Source organism: Enterococcus sp. DIV1096b, from assembly GCF_050498765.1.
Classification (GTDB): Bacteria; Bacillota; Bacilli; order Lactobacillales; family Enterococcaceae; genus Enterococcus_D; species Enterococcus_D entomosocium.
Window position 1 is genome coordinate 2,084,077 of sequence record NZ_JBMHEK010000001.1, and the last position, 25,168, is coordinate 2,109,244.

Annotated in this window: 24 protein-coding genes; 4 read left to right on the forward strand and 20 right to left on the reverse strand. The window is 41.9% G+C overall.

From position 1 onward, the window contains the following. Positions 1–125 precede the first annotated feature (125 nt). The 4 genes from IGJ17_RS09925 to tyrS form a co-directional block, all read right to left on the reverse strand. The gene (locus IGJ17_RS09925; RefSeq protein WP_086332454.1) at positions 126–512 is read right to left on the reverse strand and encodes a cytidine deaminase family protein; all 387 of its coding nucleotides are present in this window, start codon (positions 510–512) and stop codon (positions 126–128) included. A gap of 45 nt (positions 513–557) precedes the next feature. Next, complete coding sequence (locus tag IGJ17_RS09930; RefSeq protein ID WP_005225802.1) at positions 558–1,451, reverse strand: deoxyribonuclease IV; 894 nt, start codon at positions 1,449–1,451, stop codon at positions 558–560. An 88-nt stretch (positions 1,452–1,539) separates the two neighbouring features. Beyond that, a complete protein-coding gene (locus tag IGJ17_RS09935) occupies positions 1,540–2,451 on the reverse strand; it encodes an AEC family transporter (RefSeq protein WP_016612232.1) in 912 nt (303 codons plus the stop codon). A 70-nt stretch (positions 2,452–2,521) separates the two neighbouring features. Next, the gene (tyrS, locus tag IGJ17_RS09940; RefSeq protein ID WP_008378466.1) at positions 2,522–3,784 is read right to left on the reverse strand and encodes a tyrosine--tRNA ligase; all 1,263 of its coding nucleotides are present in this window, start codon (positions 3,782–3,784) and stop codon (positions 2,522–2,524) included. Between the two features lie 262 nt (positions 3,785–4,046). Between tyrS and IGJ17_RS09945 the strand changes: the two genes are divergently transcribed. Beyond that, positions 4,047–6,485, forward strand: a complete 2,439-nt coding sequence (locus tag IGJ17_RS09945) for a transglycosylase domain-containing protein (protein ID WP_429961316.1) — start codon at positions 4,047–4,049, stop codon at positions 6,483–6,485. Positions 6,486–6,627: 142 nt separating this feature from the next. Here IGJ17_RS09945 and ccpA read toward each other — a convergent pair whose 3' ends face one another. Further along, the gene (gene ccpA / locus IGJ17_RS09950) at positions 6,628–7,626 is read right to left on the reverse strand and encodes a catabolite control protein A (RefSeq protein ID WP_008378470.1); all 999 of its coding nucleotides are present in this window, start codon (positions 7,624–7,626) and stop codon (positions 6,628–6,630) included. 194 nt (positions 7,627–7,820) lie between these two features. On the opposite strand from ccpA, the gene IGJ17_RS09955 reads away from it, so the two are divergent. Together IGJ17_RS09955 and IGJ17_RS09960 are read left to right on the forward strand one after the other, a co-directional pair. Next, on the forward strand, positions 7,821–8,921 hold the full coding sequence (locus IGJ17_RS09955; protein ID WP_429961317.1) for an aminopeptidase P family protein: 1,101 nt from the start codon (positions 7,821–7,823) through the stop codon (positions 8,919–8,921). Positions 8,922–8,974: 53 nt separating this feature from the next. Further along, positions 8,975–9,853: an NAD-dependent epimerase/dehydratase family protein gene (locus tag IGJ17_RS09960; protein WP_034872569.1), complete on the forward strand. Its 879-nt coding sequence runs from the start codon at positions 8,975–8,977 to the stop codon at positions 9,851–9,853. An 82-nt stretch (positions 9,854–9,935) separates the two neighbouring features. On the opposite strand, the gene IGJ17_RS09965 is transcribed toward IGJ17_RS09960, so the two are convergent. The 6 genes from IGJ17_RS09965 to hprK form a co-directional block, all read right to left on the reverse strand. Further along, positions 9,936–10,616, reverse strand: a complete 681-nt coding sequence (locus IGJ17_RS09965) for a YtxH domain-containing protein (protein WP_005235400.1) — start codon at positions 10,614–10,616, stop codon at positions 9,936–9,938. A gap of 14 nt (positions 10,617–10,630) precedes the next feature. Next, positions 10,631–11,056 (reverse strand): DUF948 domain-containing protein, encoded by a 426-nt coding sequence (locus IGJ17_RS09970; protein WP_005235398.1) that lies wholly within the window; start codon positions 11,054–11,056, stop codon positions 10,631–10,633. Positions 11,057–11,216: 160 nt separating this feature from the next. After that, on the reverse strand, positions 11,217–12,134 hold the full coding sequence (gene galU, locus IGJ17_RS09975; protein WP_008378473.1) for a UTP--glucose-1-phosphate uridylyltransferase GalU: 918 nt from the start codon (positions 12,132–12,134) through the stop codon (positions 11,217–11,219). A 17-nt stretch (positions 12,135–12,151) separates the two neighbouring features. Beyond that, positions 12,152–13,180 (reverse strand): NAD(P)H-dependent glycerol-3-phosphate dehydrogenase, encoded by a 1,029-nt coding sequence (locus IGJ17_RS09980; protein ID WP_008378474.1) that lies wholly within the window; start codon positions 13,178–13,180, stop codon positions 12,152–12,154. A 75-nt stretch (positions 13,181–13,255) separates the two neighbouring features. After that, complete coding sequence (lgt, locus tag IGJ17_RS09985; RefSeq protein WP_005235390.1) at positions 13,256–14,086, reverse strand: prolipoprotein diacylglyceryl transferase; 831 nt, start codon at positions 14,084–14,086, stop codon at positions 13,256–13,258. 14 nt (positions 14,087–14,100) lie between these two features. Further along, positions 14,101–15,036 (reverse strand): HPr(Ser) kinase/phosphatase, encoded by a 936-nt coding sequence (hprK, locus tag IGJ17_RS09990; RefSeq protein ID WP_005235388.1) that lies wholly within the window; start codon positions 15,034–15,036, stop codon positions 14,101–14,103. 157 nt (positions 15,037–15,193) lie between these two features. On the opposite strand from hprK, the gene IGJ17_RS09995 reads away from it, so the two are divergent. After that, the gene (locus tag IGJ17_RS09995) at positions 15,194–16,894 is read left to right on the forward strand and encodes a M3 family oligoendopeptidase (protein WP_429961318.1); all 1,701 of its coding nucleotides are present in this window, start codon (positions 15,194–15,196) and stop codon (positions 16,892–16,894) included. Between the two features lie 63 nt (positions 16,895–16,957). On the opposite strand, the gene IGJ17_RS10000 is transcribed toward IGJ17_RS09995, so the two are convergent. The 9 genes from IGJ17_RS10000 to IGJ17_RS10040 all read right to left on the reverse strand — a co-directional run bounded on the left by IGJ17_RS10000 (position 16,958) and on the right by IGJ17_RS10040 (position 24,818). Next, positions 16,958–17,317: a phage holin family protein gene (locus tag IGJ17_RS10000; RefSeq protein WP_005225788.1), complete on the reverse strand. Its 360-nt coding sequence runs from the start codon at positions 17,315–17,317 to the stop codon at positions 16,958–16,960. Continuing rightward, positions 17,317–17,625, reverse strand: a complete 309-nt coding sequence (locus IGJ17_RS10005; RefSeq protein ID WP_005235384.1) for a PspC domain-containing protein — start codon at positions 17,623–17,625, stop codon at positions 17,317–17,319. Before IGJ17_RS10005 ends, IGJ17_RS10000 begins: the two co-directional genes overlap by 1 nt. 49 nt (positions 17,626–17,674) lie before the next feature. Beyond that, positions 17,675–19,237, reverse strand: a complete 1,563-nt coding sequence (liaX, locus tag IGJ17_RS10010) for a daptomycin-sensing surface protein LiaX (RefSeq protein WP_016612240.1) — start codon at positions 19,235–19,237, stop codon at positions 17,675–17,677. Positions 19,238–19,762: 525 nt separating this feature from the next. Further along, on the reverse strand, positions 19,763–20,440 hold the full coding sequence (gene phoU, locus IGJ17_RS10015; RefSeq protein ID WP_008378477.1) for a phosphate signaling complex protein PhoU: 678 nt from the start codon (positions 20,438–20,440) through the stop codon (positions 19,763–19,765). An 11-nt stretch (positions 20,441–20,451) separates the two neighbouring features. Then, positions 20,452–21,210, reverse strand: coding sequence for a phosphate ABC transporter ATP-binding protein PstB (pstB, locus tag IGJ17_RS10020; protein ID WP_005235379.1), 759 nt, complete (start codon positions 21,208–21,210; stop codon positions 20,452–20,454). A gap of 31 nt (positions 21,211–21,241) precedes the next feature. Next, the gene (gene pstB / locus IGJ17_RS10025) at positions 21,242–22,048 is read right to left on the reverse strand and encodes a phosphate ABC transporter ATP-binding protein PstB (RefSeq protein ID WP_005225783.1); all 807 of its coding nucleotides are present in this window, start codon (positions 22,046–22,048) and stop codon (positions 21,242–21,244) included. Between the two features lie 13 nt (positions 22,049–22,061). Next, a complete protein-coding gene (gene pstA / locus IGJ17_RS10030; RefSeq protein ID WP_008378478.1) occupies positions 22,062–22,946 on the reverse strand; it encodes a phosphate ABC transporter permease PstA in 885 nt (294 codons plus the stop codon). Continuing rightward, a complete protein-coding gene (pstC, locus tag IGJ17_RS10035) occupies positions 22,946–23,866 on the reverse strand; it encodes a phosphate ABC transporter permease subunit PstC (protein ID WP_005235375.1) in 921 nt (306 codons plus the stop codon). Before pstC ends, pstA begins: the two co-directional genes overlap by 1 nt. A gap of 97 nt (positions 23,867–23,963) precedes the next feature. After that, positions 23,964–24,818 (reverse strand): phosphate ABC transporter substrate-binding protein PstS, encoded by an 855-nt coding sequence (locus IGJ17_RS10040; RefSeq protein ID WP_429961319.1) that lies wholly within the window; start codon positions 24,816–24,818, stop codon positions 23,964–23,966. Positions 24,819–25,168: the final 350 nt, after the last annotated feature.

The window sequence follows — 25,168 nt, forward strand, 5'->3', positions numbered from 1 at the left end:
AACTCCTCAACAAAGCACTATTGCTGGTTGAGGAGTTTTTTTATCTAAACATGTTGATCGTCCATTGGATCGATAAAACAAAGATGCCCCTTAGAACAGAGCGGTCTAAGGGGCTAAATCTCTTTTTATTTTGATGCTTTCCAATCAAAAGGCAACAGCTCTTCTATCGTCATGATTTTTCCTGCTGCGATCATGACCTGCGTGTTGTGGTTGGCAGGATCCAGCTGGCTGATGAATTCACGGCAACGACCACAAGGTGGGATCGGCTCACCTGCCGAATTGATTGCAACCATCTGTAACACCCGCTGCTGCCCATCGGTGATCATTTGCGCAGCCGCAGCCTGTTCGGCGCAAAAACCCATGGAACAGCTGGTATCGATACAGATCCCTGTATAAATCTGTCCATCTGCAGTAGTCAGAGCTGCCGCAACACTCCCTGCTTCTGCAAATTGAGAGAGCTGTCTGAATCCCAGTTTTTGTTTCGCGGCATCGATCAGCAACTGAAAGTCCATTTTTCTTCCTCCAATAATAAGCTGGCTCATGGTTAAATGAACCGTTTAAGCACCCGCCATGATTTTCGTCAATAGCTCAGGATCAAAGGTCTTTTCCCGCAGCATCGCGATTTCATAGCCATAAGGGGCTTTTTTATTCTTTTTGTCTTCGCCAACATAGGGTGTTTCCAAAATTTTCGGTAACGCTGATAATTGCTCATGATGAACGATCTTATTCAAGGCTTCAAAGCCGATCGTGCCAAAACCAATATTCGCATGTCGGTCTTTGTGGCTGCCCTGTGGATTTTTTGAATCATTGACATGGATGACCTTCAAGCGATCCAACCCGATGATTTTGTCAAACTCGTTTAACACGCCGTCAAAGTCTTCTTTGACATTGTAGCCGGCATCATTCGTGTGACAAGTATCTAGTGTAACGGATAATTTTTCATTTAAGGTAACGCCATCGATAATTGCTGCCAATTCTTCAAAGCTGCGACCAATCTCGGTGCCTTTACCTGCCATTGTTTCTAATGCGATCTGGGCGGTTTGATTTTTTTCAAGGACCTCGTTCAAGCCTTTAATGATCTGCTTGATCCCAGCTTCGGGTCCTGCACCGACATGGGCACCAGGGTGCAACGTGATTTGAGTTGCACCTAAAGCTTGGGCTCGTTGGATTTCTTCTTGTAAGAACGAAACGGCAAAGCCAAAGTTTTCTGGTTTGATGGTATTACCTAAATTAATGATGTAAGGGGCATGGACAACGATATTCGAAATTCCCTTTTCCGTCATAAAATCTTGTCCAGCTGCGATCTGCATCTCTTCGATCGGTTTGCGCCGCGTGTTTTGCGGAGCTCCGGTATAGATCATAAACGTAGTAGCTTGATAGCTAGCCGCCTCTTCTGCTGCTCCTAAAAGCATTTTTTTGCCGCTCATTGAAACGTGTGAACCAATCAACATTTTTCTTTTCCTCCTAAATCTAGTCTTCTCTATTATCGATAAAAGCACCTTGTAAAGCGATTATTTTGCTCATTGCCGTATTTTTTTATCAAGCGAGTCCAAATAACATCAGGACACCCGTCATTAGCGGCATACTTATCAAAAAGCTAATGGAAGAAACAAATCCCACCGCCTCTTCCTCCATCCCAGCAATCACGGAATTAATGACCCCAAATAAAGGGATCGGAGCAAACACTAACAAACAAAGTACTGGTTTTAATAAAACTGGGATCGGTAAAACATAGAAAGCCGCGAACAGCACGAAAGCCAGTCCGTAGCGTAAGCTTAAAATTTTGATTACCGTTGGCGTAGTGTGCTTCGGTAAGCGGAAATCCAAAAATAAGCCAATCATAAACATGGACAGAAACGTATTTGCGATCCCGATTGGCTGAACGAGCGCCAAGGCTGACTCGGGAATCCTCCAATCCGCACTGCGGATAATCAGCATCACTAGATAAATGGTAAATGTTGGCGAGCGCAGGAGATTCAAAAAGATTTTTCCTGGTTCAAACGTCGTCCGCTTTCCAATCAAGAACTCGATGAAAATCGTCGTTCCCCCTGCCAACATGATACTGTTCCCCATATCAAACAGCGAAATCAGTGGAATCCCTAAAGGATAAAAACTTTGGGCAAAAGGAATTGCAAAATTGCCGATATTAAAGCCTGACCCGCAGTACATAGCAAACTGTTGCAGCGTGTTCGATTCTTTTTTGGTCAAGAAAAATGCGAAGAGGATCTGGACGATCGTAATGATCAAAGCGATCACAATCAAACTAAGCGCACTGACTTGTACTTGCATTGAAGCTAAATTCAAAATGATTGCTGCCGGTAACGTCACATTCAAAATAATTTTGGATAAGATCGAGCCATCCGCTTTTGAAAGGACATTTAGCCGTTTAAGAAAATACCCTAAGAAGATCATGGCAAATAAACCGGCGGCATTCAACACTATATTTCCCATTCCAACAAAGACCCTTCCTCTACAAAAATTTGAAAAAAAGCGAACCAACAGGTCGGTTCGCTTTTTGCGATTAAAATGTTAATAAGAAATATTTTTTCTTGCCACGACGAATCACGACGTATTTTCCACCGATCCGATCACTTGCTTGGATCTCGTACGTTAGGTCTTGGACGCGTTCCCCATTGATGTAGATGGCCCCATTTTGTACGTCTTCTCTTGCTTGACGTTTTGATGGTTCGATTTTAGCAGTCGTCAACACTTCAACGATGTTCAAAGAATCATCCGCTGTTACCTGATGACTAGGAACCCCTTTAAAGCCTTGTTCGATCTCTTCAGCGTTCAATTCTTTGATATTGCCACTGAATAAACTTGCTGAGATGCGTACGGCTTGTTCATAAGCCTCTGCCCCATGAACCAAAGTAGTGACTTCTTTTGCCAAAGCTTTTTGTGCTGCTCGAGATTCTGGTGCAGCGTTAAATTCAGCTTCGATCGCAGCGATTTCTTCTAATGATAAGAAGGTGAAATATTTCAAGAATTTGACTGCATCACGATCATCCGTATTGATCCAGAATTGGTAGAACTCGTAAGGCGTTGTTTTCTTGGCATCTAGCCAAACCGCATTGCCTTCTGTTTTCCCAAATTTCGTTCCATCTGCTTTTGTGATCAATGGCATAGTCAAACCGAACCCTTGGACTTCACGCTCACGACGCAATAATTCGATTCCAGAGGTGATATTCCCCCATTGATCGCTACCACCTAATTGCAACAAGCAACCGTGGTTGTCGTAAAGGTTCAAAAAGTCATAGGCTTGTAAAAGCTGGTATGCAAATTCGGTGTAGGAAATTCCTGTTTCGATCCGACGTTTGACACTTTCTTTGCTCATCATGTAGTTGATGGTAAAGTTTTTCCCCGTGTCCCGTAAGAAATCGATCAGTTTCAATTCCCCTAACCATTCATAGTTATTGGCAATGATGGCAGGATTTTCTTGGTCATCAAAATCAATAAAGCGAGATAATTGGCTTTTGATACTTTGTGACCATTCCAAAACGGTATCCAATGTGTTTAATTGACGTTCTTGATCTTTAAAGGATGGGTCACCGATCATTCCTGTACCGCCACCAACTAATGCGATCGGCACATGTCCGTTTTGTTGGAAACGGCGCAACATCAAAATAGGCAATAAATGACCAATATGCAGGCTATCTGCGGTAGGATCAAAGCCGATATATAGTTTCACAGACTCTTCATTTAATTGTTTGGTCAAGGCTGCTTCGTCTGTGGTCTGATGAACTAATCCGCGTTGCTTTAGTTCTTCAAAAAAGTCTGTACTCATTCTTTCTCCTCCTAATAATTGCTTCATTGTTCATCTTAACTGAAAAAGAGGGCAATGAAAAGTCTTTCTCTCAAAGTCCTTTACCAAAAAAGAAACTTTTAGGCAAATCAGTTCGTTTTCCCTTATTATCGCTGGTTCAATACAAATACCAACTGGCATTTTCTAGCACACTTCTTTCGATAACAGATAGGGTGCTACCCAAGCGCCTTGTTTTTTGCTATAATTACACGGAATCTATTCTAATTTATTGAGGTGACTCTTTTTGTCCCAGAAAACGAAAAATCAAAAGAATACAGAAAACAAAAATAGAGGCTGGTTCTATTTCAATATCAGTCTTAGGGTTTTACATGCCTTGTTCTTAGTGGCTATTTCTTTACTGGTGCTAGGCGGTTCTTTAGCTTTAGGGATCGGTGCCGGCTACTTTGCTTTTCTTGTGGAAGATACCGCAGCTCCTTCTAAAGATGAGTTGCAGAAAGAACTGACCGACATCACAGAGACTTCTCAACTCGCATACGCTGATGGCAGTAAAATCGCAACGATTCGCTCAGATCTGATGCGAACGTCGGTTAATTCCGATCAAATTTCAGACTACTTGAAAAAAGCGATCATCGCAACAGAGGACGAATATTTTAATATTCATAATGGCGTCGTACCAAAAGCAGTCGTGCGGGCGTTATTATCCGAAGCGACAGGCTTTGGCGGCAGCGGGGGTTCCACTTTGACCCAGCAGCTGGTGAAACAACAAATCCTTTCCAGTGAAACGACCTTCAAACGCAAAGCCAATGAGATTTTATTAGCCATGGAAGTGGAGAAATTTTTCGATAAAGATGAGATCGTCACCATGTATCTAAACATCTCCCCTTTTGGCCGGAACAATAAAGGGCAAAATATCGCAGGTGTGCAAGAAGCGGCGCAAGGAATTTTTGGCGTTAACGCAGCTGACCTGTCTTTACCGCAAGCAGCCTTTATTGCGGGTCTGCCACAAAGCCCGATCGTCTACAGCCCTTATACAAATACGGGCGAGATCAAGGAAAACTTGACCGCTGGCTTAGAGCGGAAAGACTTCGTGCTCTTCAGTATGTATCGTAACCACGATATTACGAAAGAAGAATACGAAGAGGCGCTTAATTATGACTTGAAGCAAGACTTCAAAAAACAAGAAGCCATTGAACAAACGGATCAAAGCTTCCTTTATTACACTGTGTTAAATGAAGCAAAAGACATTATTGCCAAACAGCTGGCAGATGAAGATGATGTTAGTGACGAAGAATATGCCAAAGACGAAACCTACCAAAAATACTTCGAATTGGCGCAGCAAAAACTAGTTAATGGTGGCTATACCGTCACATCAACGATCGATAAAGATATTTATAATGCAATGCAAGATGCCGTCGATAAATACGGCTATATGTTAGACAACTGGGGCGACTCCACCATCGAAGTCGGCAACGTCATGATGGACAATGCCACCGGGAAAGTATTAGGCTTTATTGGTGGTCGTAACTATGCTGACAATCAATTCAACCATGCCTTTGATGCAAAACGCCAAGCAGGTTCAAGTATCAAACCAATGTTGGTTTACGGACCGGCGATCGAAAGTGGCTTGATGGGCTCTGAATCAATGGTTTCTGATTATGCCGCAAAATGGCGGACAGGAGAAAACGCCGGTGAGCCGATCGTCAATGCCACAAACCGTGGAACCAATACTTTTATGTCGATTCGCGAATCATTGGAAGTTTCCAGTAATATCGCAGCGACAAATATTTTCCAAGATCTGTGGGAAAAAGAAGGCGATCATTTTTATGCCTATTCAAATTATTTGAGCAAAATGGGCTATCCTGAAGATAACAGCTGGGCATATGAATCAGCGCCATTAGGGGTTACCGATGTCACAGTGTTGAATCAAACAAATGGCTTCCAAACATTTGCCAATAACGGTGTCTATCAGCAAGGCTACATCATCGAATCAATCAAGGATAATGAAGGCGAAGTGCTTTATCAGCATGAAGCCAAACCGGTCCAAGTCTTTTCTGAAGCGACAGCTTCCATCATGACCGACATGATGCGTAGTGTTATCGATGAGCAAAAAACCAGTTCCTTTAAATCGGTTATCAGCGGATTAGATTGGAACCTCGGGAATGCCGATTGGGTCGGTAAAACTGGGTCTACCAATAATTGGTCTGACTCTTGGCTAGTCGTTTCCACCCCATCGATCACCATCAGCAGCTGGTCAGGGCGGGATGACAATAAAGCTACCGATAGTGCAGCAGGAACTCGGACAGCCAATTACATGGCTTACTTGATCAATCGTATCTATCAAACAAACCAAGAAGTCTTTGGTGTAAATCAGAAGTTTGAACTTTCTAGTGATGTCAAAAAAGCTCAAGTTTCCAAGTTTACTGGTACCCAACCAGGAGGAACCGTGCGAGTCGATAATCGAACCTATACGAATCCAAGTAGTACCGTTACTTCTTATTGGGCAACTGGCGGACCAGATACGGTCAATTTCAAATTTGGACTCGGTGGTTCAGATGCAAACTATGCTGACTATTGGAAAAAAGCATCTTCTAGCCGTTCAACAAATCGTTCGTCGAATACATCATCGAATAACGCATCCAACAATGTTACACCTACTGCAAATGATGACGACGAGGACGAGCAAGAAAATAACCAACCTAATACAAATGATGATGATGACTGATCAGCCTTGTGCTGATCAGTTTTTTTATACAAAAAAAGTGTGGGTAGAAAATCCATAGATTTTCTACCCACACGAACGATCGTTGAAGCAAAAAGTGGAACAACAAAGCGTTGCTCCACTAGTCTTTTTATTAAATCGCTGCTTATTTCGTAGAGCTTTTTTCTGAAATACCGTAAGGCAAGACGATCGTTTTTTGTTCTACATCTTCTTTGTTCATCATTTTAGTTAATAGACGCATCGCAACGGCACCCATATCATACAATGGTTGCGTCACACTTGATAAGCGTGGACGAGCTGCTTCAGCCAATAATGAGTTGTTGCTGGTGATGATCTCGAAATCCTCAGGAACTTTAACGCCTTTGTCTAACAAACCATCTAAGACGCCGATCGCTAACTCATCGTCTGTAACATAAGCTGCTGTTGCACCACTGTTGATGATGCGATCAACTAATGCTAAGCCTTCTTTAAAGCTGTATGGTGATTCAAAGATCAACCCTTCAGAATAGTCAAGGTTGTTTTCTTTCAAGGCTTCTTTATAGCCTTTCAAGCGGTTTTGGCCATTGATTGGATCGATCAAAGCACCGCTGACAAAAGCGATTTTTTGATTGTTTTTCGCCAATAATGAAACAGCATCTTTGGCAGCTGCTGTGTAATCGATATTGACACTTCCTACTTGTTCATCAGGATCGATCGAACCAGCTAAAACGACTGGTGTTTTTGAGCGAGAGAATTCCCCGCGAATTTCATCCGTGATGCGATGACCCATGAAGATAACGCCGTCCACTTGTTTTGCTAACAAGTTGTTCAATACGTTGACTTCTTTCATCGTATCGCCATCAGAGTTGGCTAAGATGATATTGTATTTATACATGGTCGCTACATCATCGATCCCACGAGCAAGTGATGAGAAGAACATATTGCTGACATCAGGAATGATAACACCAACAGTTGTGGTCTTTTTACTTGCCAACCCTCGAGCAACTGCGTTTGGACGATAATCCAAGCGGTCGATCACTTCCAGCACTTTCTTACGAGTTGCTGGTTTTACATTTGGATTTCCGTTGACTACCCGTGAAACAGTTGCCATCGATACATTCGCTTCCCGTGCAACATCATAAATCGTAATTGTTTGTTTTTCCATGATATATCTCCCTTATTCTATTTTCAGAAAATCTTATTTACATTTCTTTGTTAGGATAGCAAATTTTTTCCGTATTTGCAACCGTTTTAATTTTGTTTTCATGAAAACTTAGCAATTTCCTACTTTCCCCACCCCTATTCTCTTCGAAAGCATGATAAAATAGAAAAAGAATACTTGAAAGAAGGTTTTTTCAAATGAATGATAAAAAAATCAATGAGTTAAATGGCTGGCTGAAAACCACTGGCGCCGATGTTGCCTATATTTCTAATCCAGCAACGATCGCTTATTTTTCCGGTTTTAAAAGTGAACCTCATGAACGGGTTCTTGCTTTGTTTGTCGCACCTGGAAAAGATCCCTTTCTTTTCACACCAGCTCTGGAAGTAGAAGAAGCAAAAAATAGCGGTTGGCCCTTTGACATTATCGGCTATCTCGATAGTGAAGACCCTTGGGCGAAAATCTGTCAGGAATTGACCTCTCGTTACGAGGTTTCATCCTTGGCACTAGAAAAAAATGACCTTTCCGTCGAGCGCTATGAAGCATTGAAACGGTTCTTGCCAAAAACCGATTTTTCTTTAGATGTGACCCCGGTGATTCAAAAAATGCAATTAACAAAAACCGCGTCTGAGATTGACACCTTGCTAGAAGCCGGCAACTGGGCAGATGTTGCTTTTGAGATTGGGTTTGCTGCCATCAAAGAAGGCGTCAGCGAAATGGCAATCGTGGCAGAAATTGAGTACGAGTTGAAAAAACGTGGGGTTTCCCATATGTCCTTCGATACGACCGTATTAGCTGGTGCCAATGCAGCAAGTCCTCATGGCGTACCTGGGGATCGCAAAGTGACTGCTAATGAACTCGTCTTATTTGATTTAGGAGTCATCTGGAAAGGGTATTGCAGCGATGCAACCAGAACGGTTGCCTATAAAGAACCGACTGCATTACAAAGAAAAATTTATGACATCGTCTTAGAGGCGGAATTGGCCGCTCAAGCAGCAGTTAAACCTGGGATCACTGCAGGAGAATTAGATAAGATCGCTCGTGATGTGATTACGGGTTATGGCTATGGCGACTACTTCAACCATCGTTTAGGTCATGGCATCGGGACCACGGTTCATGAGTTCCCCTCTTTGATCACTGGCAATGATTTAGTGATTGAAGAAGGCATGTGCTTCTCTATCGAACCGGGGATTTATTTGCCAGATCAAGTCGGTGTTCGTATTGAAGATTGCATCTATGTCACTGCAGATGGCTGTGTACCTTTTACCAAAACTGCAAAAGAATTGCTGGTTTTATCTTGATTTTCTAATGAATCGGCACAACATGTTGGAATTACATGAAAAGGAGTGTTCTTATGAGTAAAAAAGTGTTGGTTTTAGGCGGCACGCGTTTTTTCGGTAAATATTTGGTTCAATCTTTAGTGGATCAAGGCTGTGATGTCACGATCGCTACCAGAGGGAAGACGACTGATTCTTTTGGGGATCAAGTCAACCGACTTGTCTTTGATCGCACGGATGAACAAAGTATCAAAACGACGTTGACACAAGAAACCTATGATGTTATTTACGACAATATTGCTTATACTTCAAATGATATTGAGATTCTGTTGCGTCATGTCACACCCAAACGCTACATTGTCACTAGTTCGATGTCTGCCTATCATGAACTGCACTTCGATTTGAAAGAAGCGGATTTTGATCCTGCCAAAGAAGCGGTCAAAATTGTTTGCTCTGAGGAAGTCAATTATGCTGAAGGCAAACGAACCGTTGAAGAGATTCTTACCCAAAACTACAGTCAGATTCCGTCCGTTTTTGTCCGCTTTCCTTACGTGATCGGTGCAGATGATTATACAAAACGTTTTGCCTTTTACATCGACCATCTGATAAAGCAAAAGCCAATGGCTGTCGATAATCTAACGCATCAAATGGGCTTTGTCGATGCTGAAGAAGCTGGCCAATTTTTAGCGTTTTTAGGTACCAGCTCTTTCACAGGACCCATCAACGGTGCGTCAAAAGGCACGATTTCTTTAGAAGAAGTGCTGCAATACGTAACGGAAAAAACCGGTCTTTCCCCTCTCTTTTCAGAAACAGGTGATCAAGGCCCTTACAATGGTACACCTGTTTATTCGATCAATGTTGCTCTCGCTGAGGGAATTGGGTTTCCATTCAGTCAACTGCGGGATTGGATCTATCAACTTTGCGATTGGGAAATCACCCAAGCATCAAACGAATAGCTACTGAAGTCACAAAAAACGTTCGCCGATTTAACTGGCGAACGTTTTTATCTTTTAAAGTAATCAAATTTTGTATCCTTGCTTATGCTTCAGGATTGTTTTTTTCTAATGTATCTTTTAATTCTTCTTTTGCATCTTCCAAGTCAGCTTTAGCTTCTTTTGTTTCTGCTTTCGCTGTTTTTTTGGCATCATCCGCTGCTTTTCCAGCTTCTTTTTTCAAATCAGCTGCGGCTGCTTGACCGTCTTTTTTGGCTTCTTCAACTACAGGTTTTGCTTCTTGTGCCCCTTCTTTGACGGTTTGTTTCATATCCGCTGCAGAAGATTTTGCATCAATGATGATATCTTGGACTGTATCATCTGCATCTTCTTTGGCATCTTTCGCTGTTTCTTTCACATCGCTTGCTGATTTTTTGAAGCGTTCTGATAGATCACCTGCTTGTTTCTTTAACTCTTCAACGGTTTCTTCTGATGAACCAGCTGCTGTTTCTTTTAAGTCATCGACTTTCGCTGTTAAAGAACCGGTAAAGTCAGATGCTTGCTCGCTTAATTTTGCTGCTTTATCTTTAGCGATATCGACAAGATCCGTACTTCTTTCTTTGGCTAAATCACCATAATCAGATGCTTTATCTAATAAATCGTCTGCTTGTTTTGCTAATTTATTTCTTAATGTTTTACCAGATTCTGGCGCCAACAAAAGTGCTGCTGCTGCTGCCGCTGTTCCTCCGATGATTGCTCCTAATAAAAATCCGCCTTTTTTACTCATTGAAAGTCCTCCTTTTATTTTTGGTTATTTTTGTCTTTGAAAAATTTCATGGCTGTTTGACCGACTTTTCCAGCTACCGTTGCTTTGGCAGTGGTCCGGCCAAGACTACCCACGCGCGTAATTAAATTTTTTCCAGAAACATTTAGTTCTGAAACACTGGTACTTAGATCTGCAACTGCTGTGAACAAAGGATCGATGGTTGCGACTTTTCCGTTCACATCTTGTAAAAGCTCATTCGTTTTTACCAAAAGACCTTCAACCTCTTTTGAAAGAATATCAACGTCTTTGGTAATGACACGGATGGTTGTGTTTGCTTCTTCGACCGTTTTGTCTACTTTGGTCATTGTCTTGCTGACTTGCATCAACAAACGAACGACGAAAATGACCAATACGACAAATGCGATCGCAGCAATCAATGCAGCTAGTTCTCCTCCTGACATAGAATGGCTCCTTTCCCCATTTACTTATATTAAGAATAGCATTTCACTGCACTTTCTACAAATAAAAGACTGCATTTTTAAGAAAATTATCCGCTTTCAACAGGAAATAATAAAAAAACAAAGCAATTTCATCAGAAATTGCCTTGTTTAGGAGTTTTTGTTATTTTTTTGACTCTTTCGGTGCTTCTTTGACTTCTTTTTGAGCCGGAGCTAGTTCTTTTCCTAACTCGATCAAATACTCTTTCAAGTTGTCTTTGACTTCAGGGTGTACTAAACCATACTCAATACTTGTTTTTAAGAAACCAAATTTGTCTCCTACATCGTAACGCTTGCCGGTAAATTGATGAGCAAACACGCGTTGGGTTTTGTTTAATGTATCGATGGCATCCGTCAATTGGATCTCGCCGCCAGCACCAGGTTCCTGATTGGCTAAAATATCAAAAATTTCAGGGGTCAGCAAGTAGCGGCCAATAATTGCTAAATCACTTGGCGCATTTTCTGGCGCTGGTTTTTCAACAAAGTTTTTGACATTGAACAAACCTTTTTCAACTTCCATACCAGGATCAATGATTCCGTATTTTGATGTATCTTCATGAGGAACATCCATGACAGCGATCGTTGATGCATGCGTTTTTTCATAATTATCGATCAGCTGTTTCGTCAATGGCACTTGATCTTCCATCAAATCATCACCTAGCATGACTACAAACGGTTCATTTCCGACAAATGCCCGCGCCTGTAATACGGCATGGCCTAATCCTTTCGGATGAGATTGGCGAATGAAATGCAGATTTACGTCAGTTGTTTCTTCCACTAATTTCAAAAGCTCTGTCTTGCCTTTTTCTTTTAGATTCATCTCTAATTCTAAATTGGCATCGAAATGGTCTTCGATCGGACGCTTTGCTTTTCCTGTTACGATCAAAATATCTTCGATCCCTGATTGTAAAGCTTCTTCCACGATAAATTGGATCGTTGGTTTGTCAACGATCGGCAACATTTCCTTTGCCATTGCCTTTGTAGCTGGTAAAAATCGGGTACCTAGACCGGCTGCTGGGATAACTGCTTTTTTGACATTCATGTGACTCGCTCCTTTAATCATAATGATTGATCTACCGTAAATTCGTTTTCTTCTTTGCCGTCTCGCAGCATAATATCTTTAGCTGCTTGCTTGATGTCTTTGCCTTCATACAAGACCGAATAAATCGTTTCTGTGATTGGCATTTCCACTGACAAAGCTTCTGCTAATTCGCGGGCAGCTTTGGTGGTTGAAACTCCTTCAACGATCATGCCCATATTGTCTAACACTTCGTCTAAGCTATGGCCTTTTCCTAATAGGTTTCCGGCACGCCAATTCCGCGAATGGACACTGGTACACGTGACGATCAAATCGCCAACACCACTCAATCCGATAAAGGTTAATGGATTTGCACCCATTGCCACACCGAGACGACTGATTTCTGCTAACCCACGGGTCATGATCGCAGCCTTCGCATCATCCCCAAAGCCCAGTCCAGCAATCGCTCCGGCACCAATAGCGATGATGTTTTTCAGCGCGGCGCCAGTTTCGACACCGATCACATCGTTATTGGTGTAGATTCTAAAGTAATCATTCATAAATAGCTCTTGTACATATTTAGCAGCCGATTCATTTTCTGAAGCTGCCGTGATCGTGGTAATATCATGGACAGCGACTTCTTCGGCATGTGATGGTCCTGACAGGACAACGATTTCTTGCCGTTTATCGGCTGGGATCTCTTCGGCAAGTACTTCTGAGATTCGTTTATGACTGCCTTGTTCTAATCCTTTTGAGGCATGGATGATGACTGGTTTACCGGTTGTCTTCTTAGTGAATTCTTGTGCCACGGCACGAATCGCTTTGGTTGGTACTACAAACAAGACAGCATCTGCCCCTTGGATCGCCTCTTCTAGATTTTTGCAGCCTAAAATATTTTCAGGTAATTTCAAATCAGGCAAATAATGCCGATTGGTATGATACGTATTGATTTCATCGATTTGGGCGGGATTGTTGCCCCAAATAGTCACTTCATGTCCGTTTTCAGACAAGACTTGTGCCAAAGCAGTCCCCCATGATCCGGGACCTAAAACGGCGATTTTCTGTTTCACTATGGAAACCTCCTCTATCCTTTTCGCAAATTCATGCACTTTATCATTTTACCATAATTTCGATAAAATAACTGTTTAGATAATCGTTTGGTTTTTGCCAAAGCTGCGATTGTAGTCTTTTAAAGTTTGGTTTTTCCGACGCCAGATCAATAGCCCAATCGCTCCAAAGAATAATAAAGCGGAAAGTGCTTGTGACACACGGATATCCCCAAATAAGTATAAACTATCGGTGCGCATTCCTTCAATAAAGAAGCGTCCGAACCCATACCAAATTAAGTAGCTCAAGAAAACTTCGCCTTCTTTTAATAACCCAGTTTTCTTGCGCAAGAAAATCAAAACGATAAATCCGATCACATTCCAAACCGATTCATAAAGAAACGTCGGCTGCCGATACGCTTCGTCGATATACATATTATCGATAATAAATTTCGGTATATACAAACTTTCTAAGAAGGAGCGGCTGACTTCTGCTCCAAATGCTTCATGGTTCATAAAGTTGCCCCAACGCCCGATGCCTTGTGCCAATAGGACACTTGGTGCGGCGATATCTAAAAAGGTCCAGGGAGAAATAAAATTTCGTTGGCAGAAAAAGTACAGCCAAATCCCCCCGGCGATCAATGCACCATAGATAGCGATCCCACCAGACCGAATATTGAAAATTTGACTTGGGTCATCAATATAGTATTGCAAGTCAAATAGAATATAATAAAGCCGTGCACCTATGATCGATACTGGCAATCCAATCAACATAAAATCAGTCACATCATCTGGCTTGAGCCCGACACGAACCGCCTCTCTCGTGCTTAACCACATAGCAATGATCACGCCTGATACGATAATGATCGCATACCAATAAATCGGCAAACCAAATAGTTCAAATGCGACTCGATTTACTAAACCTAACATCTATCTTATCCTCTCTAGTTTCCAGAATTTTCTTCGATCAATTGCGTCAATCGATTTTCAAAGGTCTTCGTTGCATCATAACCCATCGTTTTCGCCCGGAAATTCATGGCAGCAACTTCGATAATGATCGCAACATTTCGACCAGTTTTCACGGGGATTTTGATTTGTGGTACATCAACGCCACCAATTTCAACCGTCGTATCATCGGTTCCTAGTCGATCATACTTTTTGTCTTTCGCCCAAGCTTCTAAATACACCGCTACTTGAACCTGCATATACCCTCGTACGGCACTGGCACCAAAAAGATTCATGACATCGATGATCCCGATTCCCCGGATCTCGATCAAGTGTTGCAAGATTTTCGGCGGTTCCCCCACCAAAGTCAACTCATCTTGCTTATACACATCCACACGGTCATCAGCGATCAACCGATGCCCACGTTTGATCAACTCTAATGCTGTTTCGCTTTTACCAATTCCGCTATCGCCTTGGATCAAAACGCCCAAGCCATAGACATCCACTAATACCCCATGGACACTGGTTCTTGTTGCTAAACGCCCATCGAGAAAACTAGAAAGCTCTCCTTGCAGACGTGACGTTGAGATGGGCGAACGTAGAATCGTAATCTCATGTTCTTTGCAGGCTTGAATCATTTCTGCTGGTACTTCCAAGCCGCGAGAAACAATAAATCCCGGTGTATCATCGGCACACATTTTGCGCATCACCATCAAGCGTTCTTCTGGCATCATTCGTTCCGCAAAGGTGATCTCTTTGCTGCCGAATAATTGCAGACGATCATGGGAATAGTAATTAAAATAACCCGTCAATTCCAAACCAGGTCGGGAAATATCACCGGTAATGATTTCTCTTTCTAAACTGTTTTCAGTTCCTTCAACTATCTCTAAATTTAAAGCCTCCGCCAGCTCGCTGACTTTGACGGTTTCTGCCATAGGTTTTCCCTCTTTTCTCAATGATTCTTGCCGCTGCTTCTTGTAAACGACACTCTGGTTCTATTTTATCATTCTATCAGTAAAGTTACTACCTTCGCCAATAGAAGTCCTCATTCTTTTTCGTTTGTGTTATTATTTTACTAAGGAGGGATTTTTAATGAAATTTTCAGCATACAAGTATCAACGCCCTGATTTTCCAGTTTATCAAGAAACATTCAAAAAAGCATTAGCAAACCTTCAGTCAGCCGATACCTTCTCGGAGGCGAAGCAAGCCCTTGATGCTTTGAACGAACTAAGAGGAACGATCGATACCGCAATGAACTTGGCTTCGATCCGCTATTCGATCGATACCAACGATGCCTTTTATGAAGCAGAAGACACCTTTTGGAATGAATACCAGCCTCATTTTGAAGCTCTGGATTTTCAATTCTATCAAGCACTCCTGGCTTCACCTGTCTTAGATGAATTAAAAGCCGAATATCCAGAAACACTTTTTTTATATGCCGAAAGCCGTGTGAAGCTTTTTGATGAGGCCTTGATCGAATTGTTTCAAAAAGAAAACCAATTGGCTTCTGATTACAGCAAATTGGTCGCTTCTGCCCAAATCGACTTCCAAGGAGAAACCTATACCCTCGCACAACTGCGACCATTTACCGAAAACAAAGATCGCGGTGTTCGAAAAGAAGCGTTTGAAAAACAAACGGCTTTCTTCACGGAAAATGAAGACCGTTTTGATCAAATTTATGACGAGATGGTCAAGGTTCGTACCGAGATCGCCCACAAGCTCGGCTTTGAAAATTATGTTGCCTTTGCGGATACCCAAATGAATCGTTGGGACTATGATCGTTCAATGATCGAGACCTATCGTCGGGAAATTTTAGAAAAAGTCGTCCCAATTACCCAAAAGCTGTACCAAAGACAGGCGCAGCGTAATCAATTGACTCAGGCAACCTTTACCGACTTGCCACTTTTTTATCCTAGTGGTAACGCAGAGCCTAAAGGAACTCCTGAAGAACTAGTAGAAAAAGCCCGTGTGATGTATCAGGAACTATCCCCTGAAACTGGCGAATTTTTTGATTTTATGGTCGAGCATGACCTACTTGATCTACTAAGCAAAAAAGGCAAACAATCTGGCGGCTACTGTACGTTTATCCAAGACTATCAATCGCCATTTATCTTTGCCAACTTTAACGGTACTTCGGGCGATGTCGATGTTTTGACCCACGAAGCTGGCCACGCCTTTCAAGCCTTTCGCTCTCGTTGGATCAAAGAACCGGAAATTCTCTTTCCCAATTATGAATCTTGCGAGATCCATTCAATGTCGATGGAGTTTATCGCCTGGCCATGGATGGATGCCTTTTTCGAAGAAGAAACAGAAAAATACAAATTTGCGCATCTTGCTAGCAGCCTGCAATTTCTGCCTTATGGCGTTTTAGTGGATCACTTCCAACAAGAGGTTTATGAGCATCCTGAGTGGTCACCAGCACAGCGCAAAGCCCGTTGGCGGGAATTAGAGCGCCAGTATTGCCCAGAACGGGATTATTCAGAATATCCTGACCTTGATCGTGGCTTGTATTGGTTCAGACAGGGGCATATTTTTGAATCACCTTTCTACTATATCGATTACACATTGGCACAAGTGTGTGCGTTCCAATTTTGGTATCGATTCATCGTGGCAAAAGACGAAACCGCTTGGCAAGATTATTTGGCCATTTGCGAAGTCGGCGGCACGAAAACATTTCTTGAGATCCTGGCTCTGGCTCATCTACGTTCACCTTTTGAAAAAGGAGCGCTTGATGAAACGTTACAGGCAGTAGATACGTATCTGTCAGCCATCAAAGAAGAACAGTTAAACTAAAAAAAGACGTTTCCGTTTCTCCACTAGCTTCGTAGCTAGTAGGAGAAAACGTGAAACGTCTTTTTAACGTGAATATTTTTCGATATGGTGTTCGGTCACGATCATATTGATCACTGACATGATCAGTGCCACTAATAAAGCAGCCCCAAACGAGGAAAAGCCGAAGTTGGCTGACCCAACAAAATACGAAGTCAAATTCAGCATGAGCGCATTGATCACAAAGGTGAAAAACCCAAGCGTCAGTAAAGTCAATGGAAATGAAATGACGATCAGAATTGGTTTAATCAAAGCATTCAGGATCGACAGTACAAAACTGGCGATCACTGCAGTCATAATGCTTTGAACGTGGATCATATTTGGTAATAGAACCGCCAATGTGACAAACGTCAGTGTATTCATGATAAGCCGTTGAAAATAAGACACTAGAAGTCACTCCAGTCCTCATCCTCTACCTTTTCCGCTTCTTTACGGGGACGATTTGCTTCATTGTATTTGTTTTGTTTGTAATATCGATTGTCATGACCATATCCTGAGGTGCTCTTGCGTCCTGAAGGAATCAAGACCGCCATGATGATATATAAAGTGATTCCAGGGAACCCAGCAGTCACTAAAGATAGAAAGACATAGATCACGCGAACGATAGTTGGATCGATTCGCAAGTATTCTGCCAGACCCCCTAGAGTCCCTGTAATGACGACGTTATTGGCTGATTTTGTTAATTTTTTGTTCATTTATCTACACCTTCCTTCTTTTCTTTAATGAGTGTATACTCAACTATTCTTATTTATCTGTATCTTTGATAAAGACATTTCCTGTTGTTGTGGATAGATCGATTTGTGCGACTTTATCGGCAACCCGACGGAATTGCAATAGTTGGTTTAGGCGTTCTTTTTTCTCCCGTACAACTTCCATCTCACTTAAGCGATTGTTAATGCTACCTAAACTTGTTTTGGCGATCCCTTCAAAACCGATCCCTGCAGGTAATGCTACTTTAACATTGCCATTTACAGAGCTGGCGTTTAATTTTTGGACCGTTTCTTCTTTGTAGGTCACACGGATATTGCCGTTTACTAAAGAAATACCGGTGTTTTGTGGTGTGGCTGTCAACGTCACGTCGCCATTCACTGTTTCGATGATGGCATCTAAAATCTCACCCTCTTGAACAGTGATCGTTCCATTCACGCCTTCAATCTCTAACATCGATGCGTTTACTTTGCGGAAATCGATATTGCCATTTGTTGATTTTGTATAAACATCTTTTGCATCCAATTCATTGAATGTAACATTTCCGTTCAATAGTTTTACTGCTACATGATCATAGGTACGTTTTGGTAAATAGAAAACCAGATCGGCACGAATGCGTTTGTTTGGAATTTGGAAGGAGATGCGTTCATCATCGACATTGATTTGGCTTCTTGCTTCAAAAGCATCGAAAGGCTCCGCCGCATCCATTTTACCATATAGTTTGATTTTGGCATCTACTTTGACACCTGGTTCATCCCATAATTGGAAGGAAACATTGCCGTTGGCTAACTTCACATCGATCAATGTCGCTGCCGTTTCGTCATAGCTGAATGTGTGTTCAAATTTCGTCGCTGCAACACCGGGAACTTTCAAGTTGATATCTTTCCATTCCATGTTGTCGTTAACAGAATCCGTTACTGCTCGAACCGTTTTCTTCAAGAAGTGTCCGAAGTGGGTGCTGGCATCGACCATTTTTTCACTTACTTGATTGATAGTATCGGTCGCTTGCTCTTTCCAATCTTCTGGAATATCTAATTTTTGAGAGATTTTCTCTTTCGTTTGAGACCATTGGTCTTTGCGAATATTTTTTAGTTTTGCTTCCAATTCTGCTTTTTCTTCGGTTAAGCCATCTAACGTTTCTTCTAAGCCAGTAATGGTCGCTTCTGTTTCATGACGTGTTGCCAATTCCTCTTCTGACAATTGATCCAATTCTTCTTTGGTATTCAATTGCATCAGAGTTTCTTGCGCTTCTTTTAATTCTTCTTTGACGCCAAGAATTTCAGCATTGATTTCGTCCAACTCAGCAGATGCTTGGTTGGCTTCCGTTGCTAAGCCATCAAGAATCTTTTCAAGATTTTCTTTGTCTTGCGCTTCGTTTTGACGAAGTTTTTCTTCGCCGTCAAACGTGAACATCTCATCGTCATTTTCAGTATCATCAAATGGGCTTGTCGCATTCTTATCCGCGGTTACCTCAGCAGCAGCTTTGTTAATTTGTTTTTCGTCTTTGGCTTTTGCCATACCTTCTAGTAAATCTAAGGCTTCTTCTGTAGAAAGCACACCTTTTTTTACTAGATCCAATATACGTTCTCTTTCGTTCATGGAAATTGCCTCCTTCAGCAAATGTGTGATTGCAAGTTTAGCTTACGAACCTATTATGCCTTGTTTTTGCAAAAGTGTCATAGGTCTTAAGTACCAAGTTTTTCTCAATCTGCAGATTGGCAAGCAGAACCGGCACTTTTCTTCATTACTTTAGGCACAAAACGATCTTCCTTATCTTAACAGTACCACGAAAAACCATTGGAAACAAAAGTTTCAGCTAATAGCAACCTTGAGGAATAGGCCTGCTAGAGTAAATGATCTATTGTTCATTTCACTGCGGGTCGGGGATGAAAAGAGCAGAAGGTTCAACTTGAAAAATTCGGGTACGATAGAATCGATTTCCATTGTCCATCTTTAGGGAAGCCATTTTATAATTTGTCTATCTTGTTCACGTCATCTATTTCGGTGATTCTTCCAAATCAAAAAGACCGCCGAGAGAAGTTACTCCTTAAAGGTCAACTTCTTTCGGCGGTCTGTCCCATCTCTTTTAAAAGAGATAAGTGATCAAGAACCTAAGCTGGTTTCTTAAATCATTTCCGTACGGTTTGTATTCAATTCACTGATTTTCCCAGTAGCAAGATACACGATCCATTCACAAATATTCGTTACGTAGTCACCGATACGTTCTAAGTACTGTGCAACAGATAAATAATCGGTTCCACTAACAACGGTTTCCGGATTTTCTTTCATACTCTCGATCGTTTTGTAATAGATGTCTTTGTAATACTCATTGACCCGATCATCCATTTGGGCAATCATACGGGCATCTTCTTGGTCAGTTTTTACATAGGCAACTAAAACATTATCGACCATTTTCTTCACATAATCCGACATATCAGAAATTTCTTTTTCGATTTCGGCGATCCGTGTTTCACCTTTGACCCGAATCGTTGACTTCGCGATCGATACTGCATGGTCTCCCATTCGTTCCAAGTCAGAGCTGGCTTTCATTACAGTAATGATCATTCGCAGATCGGTGGTTACTGGTTGTTGCAAAGCAATCATTTCAAAGCTCTTTTTCTCCAAACGAACTTCCATATTGTTGATCGCCAAATCATTTTCAATCACTTCTTGAGCAATTGCTTTATCATGTCTGACATATGCTCGTACGGATTTGTGGATCGCGCTGCTGACTAGCATCCCCATCTCATAAAATTGATTGTGTAGATTTAATAATTCTTCTTCAAACTGTGTACGCAACATCCCTTTTCCTCCTAACCAAATCTTCCTGAGATATAATCTTCTGTTTCTTTTTTGCTTGGACTTAGGAACACTTTTTTCGTGTCATTGAACTCGATCAAGTTGCCGTCCAAAAAGAACGCGGTTTTATCTGAGATTCTTGAAGCTTGTGACATGTTGTGAGTCACGATGATCATGGTATAGCGTTCTTTCAGTGCCAAAAGGGTATTCTCGATTTTCCCAGATGAAATTGGGTCTAACGCACTGGTTGGTTCATCCAGCAAAATGATTTCTGGATCGACAGCCAATACCCGAGCGATGCATACCCGCTGCTGTTGTCCACCGGATAAAGATAGCGCACTTTGGTGAAGTTTGTCTTTGACATCTTCCCAGACAGACGCTGCTTTCAAGCTTTCCTCTACCGTCTTATCAAGAATCGCCTTGTCCGTGACTCCTTTTAATTTTAACCCATAAATCACATTTTCGTAAATTGAAAAGGGAAATGGATTCGGTTGTTGAAAAACCATCCCGATTTCTTTACGCAAATCAACGATGTCTTGCTTCGGACTATAAATGTCTTTCCCTTTATAGACAACACTTCCTGTAATTGTCACACCAGGGATCAAATCATTCATTCGATTAAGAGAACGCAAGTAGGTCGATTTCCCACAACCTGAAGGACCGATCATCGCAGTGATCTCGCCTTTTTTGATGGAAAGGTCGATTCCTTTTAATGCTTCTTTTTTTCCGTAGTATAAATGCAGATCTTTCGATGTAATAATTTCTTCTGCCATTGTTTTGCCTCCGTTTACTGATCGAATCGGCTCAGCCAAAATGACCGGATACGTAATCTTCTGTTGCTTTAATTTTTGGACGAGTAAATATCTTACGGGTCTCATCGTACTCGATCGCATTTCCTAAGTAGAAAAAGGCGGTATAATCGCTGATCCGAGCAGCTTGCTGCATGTTGTGGGTCACGATGATGATTGAATAGTCGTTTTTCAAGTTGATAAGAGTTTCTTCCACTGTCCCGGTTGAGATGGGGTCAAGGGCACTAGCTGGTTCATCTAGAAGCAAAATATCTGGTTTCATCGCAATTGCTCGAGCGATACACAGACGTTGCTGCTGTCCACCGGACAATGCCAAAGCACTTTTGTCTAAGCTGTCCTTTACTTGATCCCAAAGTGCGGCTTGTTTCAAGCTGGTTTCGACTGCTTCATCCAATTTCTTTTTGTTTCTTTCTCCATGACGTCGCAAAGCAAAGGCGATGTTGTCATAGATCGATTTACTGAAAGGGTTTGGTCGTTGGAAAACCATGCCGATCCGCTTACGCATTTCGAAGACATCGACTTCTTTCGTGTTCACGTCGACCCCTTTGTACATGATGTTTCCTGTGACTCTCGTATTTGCGATTCCGTCATTCATTCGATTCAAGGAACGCAGATACGTTGATTTTCCGCAACCAGAGGGACCGATCAATGCGGTGATTTTATTCTTTTCAAATTGTAGATCAATGCCTTTGATGGCTTCATTTGATCCATACCATACATGCAAGTCAGTGGTATAAAGCGCCACATCTTCTGGTTTATCGAAGGTAATGATATTTCGATCATCCCAATTGTAATCGTTCATACTGTCATTCTCCTTATGCTGACGTCATTTTCTTGTACAACCGTTTGCCAGCTGCACGGGCGCCAAAGTTAAATAGCAAGACGGCAATGATCAATACTGCCGAAGCTCCAGCTGAAACTTGTGCGCCATCAGGCATCGTGCCCTCTGTATTGATTTTCCAAATATGGACTGCCAGCGTCTCCGCTTGTCGGAAAAGACCGATCGGGCTGGAAACACTCAATGGATTCCAGTTTGTAAAATCAAGGGCCGGTGCACTTTGTCCTGCAGTATAGATCAGCGCTGCTGCTTCACCAAAAATCCGACCAGAACTTAGAATGACCCCAGTCAAAATCCCTGGTGTTGCTTCTGGAACAATGATGCGTGTGACCGTTTCCCAACGTGACAAACCAAGAGACAAGCCTGCTTCACGTTGCGTGTAATGAATCGCTTGAAGTGATTCTTCTACATTTCTCGTCAATAGTGGCAAATTGAAGAAGGTCAATGCCAAGGCACCAGAAATAATTGAAAAGCCATAACCAAACTGAATAACAAAGACTAAGAAACCAAAGAGACCGACAACCACTGAAGGCAGTGAGCTCAAGATCTCGATCGATGTCCGAATGATATCCGTCAACCAGTTTTTCTTTGCATACTCTGATAAGTAGATCCCCGCTCCTAAAGAAATCGGGAAGCTAATGATCATTGTTACTAAAAGCAAATAAAGGGAATTGAACAATTGGATGCCGATCCCGCCGCCTTCTTGATACGCTTTTGAAGAAGAGGTCAGAAATTCCCAGCTAATGTGAGGAACCCCCCGAACCAAAATGTACAGTAATAAGGAAGCCAAAATCAAAACAATGATTCCAGCAACGGCATACAAGACGCCGGTAGCAATTTTATCTGAACGTTTTGCATTCATTATTTCAAGGCTCCTTTCTTCCCAATAAAGCGAATAACAATGTTAAATAGTAAGGACATCAATAACAAGATCAAGGCTAATGACCATAAAACATTATTTTGGACTGTCCCCATGATCGTATTTCCGATACCCATCGTTAGGATAGAAGTCAATGTTGAAGCTGGTGTCACTAAGCTAGTTGGCATCAATGCCGCATTACCAATAACCATTTGAATCGCCAATGCTTCACCAAACGCCCGCGCCATTCCAAAAACAACCGCTGTTAAAATACCAGGAACAGCTGCTCGTAAAACAACTTTGTAAATCGTTTGCCAGCGAGTCGCACCTAAAGCTAACGAAGCTTCACGATAATGCCGTGGAACTGCCCGCAAAGCGTCGACAGTCATCGTAGTCACTGTCGGTAAGATCATGATAAACAGGACAAACGTCCCTGCCAAGATCCCAAAACCAGTACCGCCAAAAACGGAGCGGACTGCTGGTACAACGACAGACAAACCGATGAATCCATAAACAACTGAAGGGATACCGACTAAAAGTTCGATGACCGGCTGCAAGATCTTCTCTCCATTACGAGGTGAGATTTCTACCATAAAGACGGCTGCACCGATGGCAAAAGGTGTTGCCACGATCGCTGATAAGAACGTTACGAAGAACGATCCTAGAATCATCGGCAAGGCACCAACTAACGGTTGTCCATCAGGTCCCACAGCACTCGGATTCCATTGGGTACCAAACAAAAAGTCAAACACATTGACTTTGTCTACAAAGAATGTCGCTAATCCTCGGCTAGCAACGAAATAAAAAATGGAGATCACAACCAAAACAATCAACGCGATACAAAGAAAACTGATTAGTTTTCCTCTTTGTTCCATTCTTGCGCGCTTAGATTTTTTTGTTAACACTTCTTTTACATTTTCCACGAGGGTTCCTCCTCAAAAATCAAACTAAACTCATAACCATTAGTTTATCGGTTCAACATCAATTTCTGTTAAAGCTTGTGTAAATTTTGTGTAAAGATTATTCAACAATGTTGCCTTCCCAGTCTCTTTCCACCTGCATGATGGAAATTGGAATATAGCCTAGATCCCCAACGATATGCTCTTGGACTTCGTCAGAAAGCATATATTCTAAAAACTCAGCAGTTAATCCGGTTGGTTCTCCTTTTGTATACATATGCTCATACGCCCAAACTTTCCAATCATTCGTCGTCACATTTTCAATCGTAGGTTCAACGCCATCAATTGAAAGGACATTGACTTCATCAGTCACATAAGAAAATGCAACGTAGCTAATAGCCCCTGGTGTATCAGAAACGATCGAGCGTACCATCCCACTAGAATCTTGCTCTTGAGAAGGAATAGCGGTTTCGCCATCCATGATCCATTTTTCAAACGTGCTTCTCGTACCACTACCTGTCGCCCGGTTCAATAAAACGATCGGCAGATCATTTCCACCGACTTCGCTCCAATTGGTGATCTTTCCTAAGAAGATATTTTTTAGATCTTCTGCGGAAATGTCTGTGATACCAACTCCTTTGTTAACGATTGGTGTGATTCCCACCGTTGCCACCCGATGATCAACAAGGGCATCAGCATCGATTCCTGGCTTTTCTTCCGCAAACAAATCAGAATTTCCGATATCGACTGCACCGGCTTGGACTTGACTTAGTCCGGTTCCGCTTCCGCCTCCTTGGACATTGATGAACCGTCCTGGATTTGAGTTTTGAAATTCTTCTGCAACTGTTTCTACTAGCGGCTGCAAAGCAGAGGAACCGACTGCGGTGATCGATTCTCCTCTATCTGCCCAGCTTGCACATCCTGAGAGTAAAATAACCAATCCGATAATAGGACTTAGAAGTTTAAATTTTTTCATCATAACGCTCCTTGTACTTTCGTAAGTCATTGATCTTAAAAATCAATTATTTTCATTTTACCATTAGTTGAATTTAATGAAAATTATTATTTGCTTTTTTTTCTGGAACAGCGTCCGTTCGTTTATTTAAAACGCTTTTTTTCTTTTTCAAAATAACTGTTTCGTAAAAAAAATGACAGAATTTCTTAATTAAATTACGTGCATCCAGAAGGTATGCTATGCTATACTGTGAGAGGAAACGTATTTTAAAAGAACATAATTATTAATCTTGCTTCCCCAATCAAGTACAATATGTTGTTATGTTCAGCGTTTTCACGATTTCATCAACATTTCCCCAAAATGTCTGTTGA

Coding starts and splice junctions, on each gene's coding strand:
- IGJ17_RS09925 (WP_086332454.1), bottom strand. CDS start 512: ATGGACTTTCAGTTGCTGATCGATGCCGCGAAACAAAAACTGGGATTC.
- IGJ17_RS09930 (WP_005225802.1), bottom strand. CDS start 1,451: ATGTTGATTGGTTCACACGTTTCAATGAGCGGCAAAAAAATGCTTTTA.
- IGJ17_RS09935 (WP_016612232.1), bottom strand. CDS start 2,451: ATGGGAAATATAGTGTTGAATGCCGCCGGTTTATTTGCCATGATCTTC.
- tyrS (WP_008378466.1), bottom strand. CDS start 3,784: ATGAGTACAGACTTTTTTGAAGAACTAAAGCAACGCGGATTAGTTCAT.
- ccpA (WP_008378470.1), bottom strand. CDS start 7,626: ATGGAAAAACAAACAATTACGATTTATGATGTTGCACGGGAAGCGAAT.
- IGJ17_RS09955 (WP_429961317.1), top strand. CDS start 7,821: ATGAATGATAAAAAAATCAATGAGTTAAATGGCTGGCTGAAAACCACT.
- IGJ17_RS09960 (WP_034872569.1), top strand. CDS start 8,975: ATGAGTAAAAAAGTGTTGGTTTTAGGCGGCACGCGTTTTTTCGGTAAA.
- IGJ17_RS09965 (WP_005235400.1), bottom strand. CDS start 10,616: ATGAGTAAAAAAGGCGGATTTTTATTAGGAGCAATCATCGGAGGAACA.
- IGJ17_RS09970 (WP_005235398.1), bottom strand. CDS start 11,056: ATGTCAGGAGGAGAACTAGCTGCATTGATTGCTGCGATCGCATTTGTC.
- galU (WP_008378473.1), bottom strand. CDS start 12,134: ATGAATGTCAAAAAAGCAGTTATCCCAGCAGCCGGTCTAGGTACCCGA.
- lgt (WP_005235390.1), bottom strand. CDS start 14,086: ATGTTAGGTTTAGTAAATCGAGTCGCATTTGAACTATTTGGTTTGCCG.
- hprK (WP_005235388.1), bottom strand. CDS start 15,036: ATGGCAGAAACCGTCAAAGTCAGCGAGCTGGCGGAGGCTTTAAATTTA.
- IGJ17_RS09995 (WP_429961318.1), top strand. CDS start 15,194: ATGAAATTTTCAGCATACAAGTATCAACGCCCTGATTTTCCAGTTTAT.
- IGJ17_RS10005 (WP_005235384.1), bottom strand. CDS start 17,625: ATGAACAAAAAATTAACAAAATCAGCCAATAACGTCGTCATTACAGGG.
- liaX (WP_016612240.1), bottom strand. CDS start 19,237: ATGAACGAAAGAGAACGTATATTGGATCTAGTAAAAAAAGGTGTGCTT.
- phoU (WP_008378477.1), bottom strand. CDS start 20,440: ATGTTGCGTACACAGTTTGAAGAAGAATTATTAAATCTACACAATCAA.
- pstB (WP_005235379.1), bottom strand. CDS start 21,210: ATGGCAGAAGAAATTATTACATCGAAAGATCTGCATTTATACTACGGA.
- pstB (WP_005225783.1), bottom strand. CDS start 22,048: ATGAACGATTACAATTGGGATGATCGAAATATCATTACCTTCGATAAA.
- pstA (WP_008378478.1), bottom strand. CDS start 22,946: ATGAATGCAAAACGTTCAGATAAAATTGCTACCGGCGTCTTGTATGCC.
- IGJ17_RS10040 (WP_429961319.1), bottom strand. CDS start 24,818: ATGAAAAAATTTAAACTTCTAAGTCCTATTATCGGATTGGTTATTTTA.